The following is an 8,566-nucleotide window of genomic DNA, read 5'->3' as shown; positions in this document are numbered from 1 at the left end:
CGGGTTTTACTCCGCCGTTGACACCGATGTGGATCTTGCGCCAGACGCGGCGTTTGGTGCCGCCGTGCTTGCGCGCGTTCCACTCCCCTTCGCCCTCGACCTTGATCCCGGTGCTGTCGATCAAGAGGTGCAGCGGCCCTTGTGATCCGCGAAACGGGATGTTGACCTTCAGGGTCTTCTGGCGGCGGCTGATGGTGCTGAAGTTCGGCACAGCCCAGTTCAGGTCGATCAGTCGAAGCAAGCTCTCGACGAACCCAGTCGTCTGCCGCAGCGCCATCCCGAACAACACCTTCATCGTCAGGCAGGTTTGGATGGCTGCGTCACTGTAGTCGGGCTGTCGCCCCCGTTTGCCGGTCGGCGCAGCCTCCCAGATCATGGAGGGATCAAACCAGATCGTCAGCGAGCCGCGGCGCTTGAGCGCTTCGTTATATGTGGGCCAGTTCCTGGTCTTGTATGCGGGGGGTGTGGGTCTGCTCATGCCCTCCAGCTACCATACTGGATTCACAAGATGAATCCCTCACAGGATTTGTGCAACAGAGCCTCCGGGAGGAGGAAAACCTGCTGCATGATTATGTCATGAATATCGGCTACCGCTGAGCAGGCGCAAGGGAACACCCATGTCTCTTGCATCGGCATGGGCCCTTCGCCGGCAATGGCGCAATGCACCCCTGCCTGGGATGTGGCCAGGCGATGATCCTTCTGCAGGCAATGCCCGCAAATAACGCGGCCGACAGGACATCGCCTGGAGGCACCGACAACCGCTGTCCCCTTGCCTTAGGCCAGCCTGTTCCCTTGCATTAGCCGCCGGCGATGATCGCCCGCAAACCGGCACCGGAGCAGTAATCAGCGCAGGCAGGGGCTGCAGCACCGGCATGATCGAGTCTTCCCCAGCGCCCTGACGCGGCGACCTCCGGCTCCTGACGACGCATCATTGCATGATCGGGGGGGTGTTGGAATCACGCCCGACCCGACCAGATCTTCGCCGCCTGCTGCGCCTCCCACATCGCGCGGTAGCGGCCCGGCCGCGCCAGCAGCTCGGAATGCGTGCCGAGTTGGACGACGCGCCCGTCATCCACGACAGCGATCTGATCCGCGCCGGCGATGGTCGACAGCCGATGGGCGATCACGATGACCGTGCGGTCGCGCACGACGGCATCAATGGCGCGCTGAACGGCGCGTTCGCTTTCGGTATCCAGCGCCGCGGTAGGCTCGTCCAGGATCAGGATCGGCGCGTCCTTCAAAAGCGCGCGCGCGATCGAGATGCGCTGACGCTCCCCGCCTGACAGGCGGCTGCCGATCTCGCCCAGGGGCGTATTCCAGCCAAGCGGAAGCCGCTCGATGAAATCGAGGCATTGCGCGGCACGGGCTGCCTCGCGGACCTCGGCCTCGGTCGCGTCTGGGCGGGCCATGCGGATATTGGCCATGACGGTGTCGTTGAACAGATGCACGTCCTGGAACACCACGGACAGCATCCCGCGCAGGGCGCTCTCGGGGATCTGGCGCAGATCCGCCCCGCCGATCAGGATGCGGCCCTTCTGGGGATCCGCGTGGCGCAGGATCAGTCGCGCCAGCGTGGTCTTGCCCGATCCCGAGGGACCGACCAGTGCGGTCAGGCTGCCCTCGGGGATCGTCAGATCGACATCGCGCAGGGCCGGGGCATCGGCCCCTGCATAGGCAAAGCTGGCAGCTTCGAATCTGATGCCGCAGTGTGCCGGCGTTCGCGCGGGCAATGCCTGATCCAGGGGGGCAATGGCAAGCAGCGCCTTGATCCGGTCCAGGGCTGCCTCGACCAGTTCCAGGATCGCGGTATAGAGGATGAAGGTCGCCAGCGGCTCGGACAGCCGCACCACGATCACCAGAAGCGCGGCGAAAAGCGCGAGATCCATCGTCCCCGCGACCACGTAGGCCACGCCGAGCCCAAGCATCAGGACCAGCCCGACCTCGACGACGGTCGAGACGATGAGATTCGGCTTTTCTCCCTTGCGATGCCCGTAGATCTGGATCTCCTCGAGCTTGCGGAATGTCCGTTCAAGCCTGCCGGCGCGCGCTCCGGCCTGCAACGCGGCGCGCAACACGGGCAAGCCCTGCGTGTATTCCAGCACATCCGCATTCGCCTGCTGGTGGGCGGCGCCCAGAATGCGCTTGCCGCGTCCGATCGCGGGCCGGCGCCAGCGATACAAAGGCAGGATGGCGGGAAACACGACCAGGATCAGCAGCCCCGCCCGCCAGTCCAACGCCAATAGCGCCAGCCCCGTCACCAGCGGCGTGACGACCGAGATGAAGATCAGGTTGAGAATGGTCAGCGTGGTCAGAAGGTTTTCATCGACGTTGTTGATGACCATCGAGTTCAGCTCGCCGGTGCGGTGGCCGTGCAGCGTCTCCAGCGGCATGCGCCGCATCTGCTCGCCCAACCGCAGCCGGACACGATGCGTGGCCGCGGCCATGCGGCCGTTGAAGTCGAAGCCCTGCGCCCACCATCTTGTTGCCGTCGCCGCGATCATGAGGATCGTGCAGATCCCCAGCCAGCGCAGTGCACCCAGCCAGTCCCTGCCGTCGAAGGCGGCGACAAGGAGCGGCGCGATGGCCGCCAGCGCCAGTCCCTGCAACGCTGCGGCAAGCAAGAGGCCGAGAATGACCGCCCGCAAGCGCGGGGCGTCCTCGCCCACGCTGTACTGCAGTTGGCGCCAGGTCTCGCGGATCGCGGTTGGGCCGGGGCGGCCGGCCGGGATGGTGCGCCCGGTCATTCGGCGGCTCCCTTCCTCATGTGTCCCAGGGTCCATGCCTGCGCCTCGGCATGGCTGGCCCAAAGCCGTGCATAGCGCCCCGGCTGCGCCAGCAGGTCGTGGTGGCGACCCGTCTGGACAAGCCGGCCCGCATCGAAGACCAGGATCTGGTCGGCATGGACGATGCTTTGCAGGCGGTGGGTGACCGTGATCACCGTCTTGCCACGGGTGAGTTCGCCAAGCGCACGGATCAGCGCGGCCTCGTTTTCCGAATCTGCAAAGGCCGTCGCTTCGTCCAGGACGAGGACGGGCCGGTTCTGCAGAATCGCACGTGCGATGGTGATGCGCTGTCGCTGGCCGCCCGACAGCAGCCCGCCCCGCTCGCCGGCCGGCGTGTCGTAACCTTGGGGCAGTGCCGCGATGAAATCATGCGCCTGCGCGGCGCGGGCCGCGGCGATCACCTCTTCATCGGTCGCATCGGGACGACCGAGCCTGATATTCTCGGCGATGCTGTCGGAAAACAGGAAGGTATCCTGAAAGACGAAGGCCACCTGCCGCATGAGGTCGTCGGCGCCCATGTCGCGAATATCGACCCCGCCGATCAGGATGCGGCCGCCGGTCACGTCCCAGAACCGCGGGATCAGCCGCGCAACGGTGCTTTTGCCCGCGCCGGACGGTCCGACCAGCGCCGTCACGCTGCCGGGTGCGGCAACGAAACTGACATGGCGCAGCACCTCGGTCTCGTCAGGGCCATAGCGAAAGCTCACATCGTCGAAGACCACGCTGGAATCCGCCGGCCGGCGCAAGTGGCCCTGCGCCGGGACCGGCAGCAGCGGCGCGGCCAGCACGTCATGGATGCGCGCGATCGACAGCCGCACCTTGTCGATCATGTGGCGCAGCATCATCATCGGCATGACCGACTCGGCCATCCCGGTGCATAGCAGAAGAATTGCCAGCCACCGCACCGCGTCGAGGTCGCCCTCCCGGACCCGCCAGAGCCCCAGCCACAGCACGACGGCCAGCGTCGGAAGCGGGCTGAGGATTGCCCAGGTCATGCGGACCGAACGGCCGGAATCGCGATACCACCGCGCCAGCACCGCCAGATAGGCGTCAAGCGCCTGCTGATACCGGCCAAAGCTGGAGTGGCCGGTGTCGAAATTGCGGACCACCGGCATCGCCTGGACGAACTCGACCACCGCCGCGCTGACCTTCTCGCGCGCTTCGTTGTAAAGCCGCGCCATGTTGCGTCGGCGCTTCTGCGCGCCACGCATCGACAGGATGCCCAGGCCCAGAACCGCCAGCACCGCGAGCGCCATCCGCCAGTCGAGCCAGAGCAGGATCGCCGCCGTGGCCAGCGGCGTGACATAGGCGCGGGCATAAAGCGGCGTGCTGTCAGCGACGAAGACGTGCAAGGCCTTGACGTCGTCATGGATTACCTTGGTCAGCCCGCCGGCACCCTGGGCCTGGATATAGCCCAGGGGAACCTCCGCCATCCGCTCGGCCAGACGGCTTCGCAGGATACGCTCCAGCCGGAAGGCGGCATAGTGGGATTGATTGAACGCACCCAGCCGGGTCAGATAGCTGGCGACCGTCCCCACCAAAGCACCCAGCATCCAGACCCACGGCACCTGGCCCGGATGATTGCGCAGCGCCAGCACCGTCATCGCCAGGCAGATCATCGTGGCGAGGACCGCCAGCCCGGAGACCGCGCCCAACCCCATGGCAAGGCGGATCTGGCGACGTACGGGTTCCATGATGGCCCAGGCCCGGTCGTCGTCATCCCCGCGCTCTGGCCTTGCGGCATGGCTGGCAGCTCTCATGCGTCATGCTCCCTTGAACTGCATTGGGGCCGGATAGGGGATATCCGGGCTCTTGGGCCGGGCAGGTCAGAACCCGTCGGCAGATTGGTTCCATCGACCCGGTGGTTGACCATCTTGCTACATCGATATGCGTTCGTCGAAAAAGTCGTGGACACAGCCATGGACACCATCCGGTTCGATACCATGCAGGTCACGCGGGCGTTGCGGACCGCCTGCCCGAGCAAACCCGTCAACCAGATCGCAGGTCATGATCTAGGGCCGCCGCGCCTGGATCAGGCGCCACCAGCCCTCGATGCTGGGCTCCTGAAGCAGTTCCCGCGCGCTGACCGTGATGCCCGCCTGCTTCAGTTCGGCGACCAGCTTCAGCACCGACAGCGAATCCAGCCCGAGGAACAGCAGGTTTTCATCGGAACCAATCTCCGCCTCGTCGGGGACAAGCGCCTGCACACGCGTTTCCAGCCATGCCCGGCCGAGCGTTTCGATAGATCCGATGTCGTTCATTTCGATCCCGTCCTGTGCTGCGCGGCCAAGCCTTTCCTTGACACCGCCATTAGTTGAGTATTTTTATCAACCACTATCGCCAGACGCAAGGGGATGAACATGGACCTGACCGCCATGCAGGCAGCCTATTGGACCGGGCGCGATTGGAAGGGGCCGGGCGGCGGCGTATCCGCGCATCTGCATACCGAATTCCAGCCGCAAGGGCTGGAGCCGCAGCGGCTGGACCGCGCGGTGCGCGGGCTGTTCCGCCGGCACCCCATGCTGCGGCTGCGGGTCACGGCCGCAGGCCAGCAGGTGATCCAGCCGCTGGACGACCGCCACGCCCTGCGGGTCGAGGATCTGCGGGCGCTGGCGCCGGATCAGGCGCAGGCACGGCTGGCCGCGACGCGGCGGCGGATGACGCATCAGCGGCTGGACATCGCCTCGGGCGAGGCGGCGGAATTCCTGCTCAGCCTGCTGCCGGGCGACGAGCAGCGGCTGCATGTCGACCTGGACATGATCGCGGCCGATCCCTCCTGCTTCGGGCTGATCATGGACGACCTGGCCCGGCTTTACGAAGACCCGGCCGGGATCGCTGCGGTCGAGGAACCCGAAGGCTGCTATTTCGACTATCTGGGCCGGCTGCCCCCCGACCCGGCGGCCGAGGCGGCGGATCGGGACTGGTGGCGGGCGCGGCTGCGCGACATGCCGCCGGCGCCCTCGCTGCCGCTGCGCGACGGGGCGGCCGCGCCGGAAAGCACCCGGATCTCGGCCCTGCTGCCGCCGGCGCAGGCCGCGGCGCTGCGGGGGCTTGCGCGTGAATTGCGGGTCACGCAGACCGCGCTTTACCTGGCGGTCTTTGCCGCCGTGCTGGCGCGGGCGACGGGCGACCGGGCCTTTCGCCTGACGCTGCCGGGCTTCTTCCGCGCCCCGGTGATGCGCGGCGCCTCGCGGCTGGTCGGGGATTTCACCAATATCCTGCCACTCGGCCTGCGGGTCGGGCCCGAGGCCACGCTGGCCGGACTGGCGCGCGAGGCAGGGCGCGAGATCGCCGAGGCGCTGTCGCATCAGGCCTGCCCCGGCGTCGCCGTGCTGCGCGAGATGTCACGCGGCGGCCAGGACATGGAATCCGCGCCGGTGGTCTTTACCAGCGGGCTCGACCTGGACGGGGCGCAGCGCCAACTACTGAGCCCTCGCGTCGGCCGGCTGTTCGGGCGACTGGTCTGGAGCGTCTCGCAGGCGCCGCAGGTTGCGCTGGACGTGCAGGTCGCATCGCTGGCCGAGGGCGTGCTGCTGAACTGGGACCTGCGGCTTGACGCGCTGCCCGGCGACTGGGTCCGCACCGCTTTCGATGCCTGCCACGCGGCGCTGTGCCGGCTGGCCGATGCGCCCGATCTGGCGGCGGCGCCGCTGTCGGACTGGCTGCCGGCACCGATGCGGATGCGGCGGCTGGGCGAGCTGCAAAAGGCCTATCTGCTGGGCCGCGAGGCCGAGCTGCCGCTGGGCCGCACCGCCATGCAGGAATATCGCTGCTATCGCGGCCCGCTGGATGCCGAAGCCCCGGCGCTTCGGGCCAAGGCGCTGATCGAGCGGCACGAGGCGCTGCGCTGCCGGCTCGACCCGGAGCATTCCGCGCTGCGCGTGCTGGACGAAGCCGAGCCGCCGCTGGAACGGATCGACCTTTCGGGACTGGCCGTCGATGAGGCCGAGGCGCAGCTCTCTGCCCTGCAGGACGAATTCGCCCGCGCACCGCTGCCGCTGGACGGGTTGCTGTGGCGGCTGGTGCTGGTGCAATTGCCCCGGCCCTGGGAACAGGCTTTGCTGGTCAAGATGGACGCCCTGGCGCTGGACGGCGCCGGGATCGCGCAGGTGATCGCCGAACTGATGGCGCCCGGGTTGCCGCCGGCCTCCGCCCTGCCCGAGCCGCCGCCCGAACAATCCGACCGCGCCGCCGATGCCGACTGGTGGCGCGCGCGCCTGGCCGGGGTCGAGGGGCCGCCGCGCCTGCCCTGGCGGCAACCGCCGGAGGGCATCGACCGCCCGCGCTGGCGCCGCGACAGCCGCCGGATCCCGCGCGAGCAGCTGGCTCGCCTGGCCCGGCTGGCCGCGGCGCAGAAGCTGACCCGCAACAGCATCGCCATGGCCGTGGTGCTGGAGGTGCTGGCGCGCTGGACCCCGGACCTTGCACCCTGCGTCGCGGTGCCGGTGGCGCCGCCGCCGGGCGGGGCGCTGGCCAACCGCTCGTCCTTCATCGCCGTCGACTATCGCGCCGACCGGGGCGGCTTCCTGGACCATGCCCGCCGGCTGCAGGAGGACCTGCTGGAGGGCATGGCGCATCCCGGTCTGTCGGGGGTCGGCCTCAGCCGGCTGCTGCTGGCGCAGAACGGCGGTCGGATCGCGCTGCCGGTGGTGCTGACCAACGGCATGGGCTGGGACCGGGTGCCCGCCGATGCCGGGCTGCGGCTGGTGGACGGGCTGGTGCAGACCCCGCAGGTCGCGCTGGACCTGCGGCTGTCGCTGGATGCGGACGGCGCGCTGCTGCTGCAAGCCGATCACGTCGAGCAGGCGCTGGAGCCTGCGGTCGTCGGCGCGTTGCTGGACGCCGCCGCCCGCGCCTTTGCCGCCCTGGCCGGACGGGACGAGCTGACCCTGGCCGGCGCCGATTTCCTGCCGCCGCTACCCGCGGCCCCCGCCGGGGCGGAACATGCCGGCCCCGGCCATCTGGAGCGCATCGCCGCGCAGCTGTTCGGCGGCGATCCCGACCGCACGGCCCTGATCTGCGACACCCGCCGCACCAGCTACGGCGCGCTTGGCCTGCGGGTGCGGCGCGTGATGGCCGGGCTGGCCGCGCGCGGGCTCGCGCCGGGCGACGTGGTCGCGATCTGCCTGCCGCGCGGACCCGAGCATCTGGTGCTGACGCTGGCCTGCGCCTTCTCGGGGCTGGTCTGGGTGCCCATCGACGCCGCCGCGCCGCCCGAGCGGCGCGACTACCTGCTGCGCAATTCCGCGCCGCGGCTGGTCGTGGCCGGGACCGACCTGCCCGGCTGGCCGCTGGCCTCGCCCCGCACCCTCGAAGCGCATGACCCGGCCCCGATCCCGCAGGGGCTGGCCGCGCTGTCCCGCTCCGAGGCGGCGGCCTATTACCTTTACACCTCGGGCACCACCGGGCGGCCGAAATGCGTGGTGCTGAACAACCGCGCCACCGCGAATGTCATCGGCCATACGCTGGATGCCTGGGGGATCGGGGCCGAGGACGCGGTGATCTCGGTCACGCCGCTGCATCACGACATGTCGGTCTTCGACCTGTTCGGCACCCTGGCCGCCGGCGCGCGGCTGGTCATGCCCGCGCCGGCCGAGGAAAAGGACGCCCTTGCCTGGAACCGTCTGGTGCGCGACCACGGCGTGACCGTCTGGTGCTCGGTCCCCGCCATCGTCGAGATGCTGCTGGCCTGCGCGCCGGATGACGGGCTGACCTCGCTGCGGCTGGTGGCACAGGGCGGCGACTACATCAAGCCGGCGGTGATCGACCGGCTGCGCCGGCTG

At 68.9% G+C, this 8,566-nt stretch carries 4 protein-coding genes and 1 pseudogene; 1 reads left to right on the top strand and 4 read right to left on the bottom strand.

Going from position 1 to position 8,566, the window contains the following annotated elements; genetic code table 11:
- The 4 genes and pseudogenes from FE811_RS24585 to FE811_RS24570 all read right to left on the bottom strand — a co-directional run.
- A pseudogene (locus FE811_RS24585) lies at nt 1-478 on the bottom strand (IS5-like element ISPpa8 family transposase); the annotation flags it as partial.
- A 478-nt stretch (nt 479-956) separates the two neighbouring features.
- Nucleotides 957-2,744, bottom strand: coding sequence for an ABC transporter ATP-binding protein (locus FE811_RS24580; protein ID WP_072462911.1), 1,788 nt, complete (start codon nt 2,742-2,744; stop codon nt 957-959).
- Nucleotides 2,741-4,543: an ABC transporter ATP-binding protein gene (locus FE811_RS24575; protein WP_083539174.1), complete on the bottom strand. Its 1,803-nt coding sequence runs from the start codon at nt 4,541-4,543 to the stop codon at nt 2,741-2,743. The genes FE811_RS24580 and FE811_RS24575 overlap by 4 nt, the downstream gene beginning before the upstream one ends.
- 252 nt (nt 4,544-4,795) lie before the next feature.
- Complete coding sequence (locus FE811_RS24570; protein WP_036697886.1) at nt 4,796-5,044, bottom strand: phosphopantetheine-binding protein; 249 nt, start codon at nt 5,042-5,044, stop codon at nt 4,796-4,798.
- Between the two features lie 99 nt (nt 5,045-5,143).
- Between FE811_RS24570 and FE811_RS24565 the strand changes: the two genes are divergently transcribed.
- Nucleotides 5,144-8,566, top strand: a 3,423-nt coding sequence (locus tag FE811_RS24565) for an AMP-binding protein (protein WP_181180957.1), incomplete at its 3' end; no start/stop codon positions are given.

The sequence above is a fragment of the Paracoccus sp. FO-3 genome (assembly GCF_006386455.1).
Taxonomy (GTDB): Bacteria; Pseudomonadota; Alphaproteobacteria; order Rhodobacterales; family Rhodobacteraceae; genus Paracoccus; species Paracoccus versutus.
Note: the sequence above shows the minus strand (reverse complement) of the source record. Positions and strands in the feature narration are given on the sequence as shown.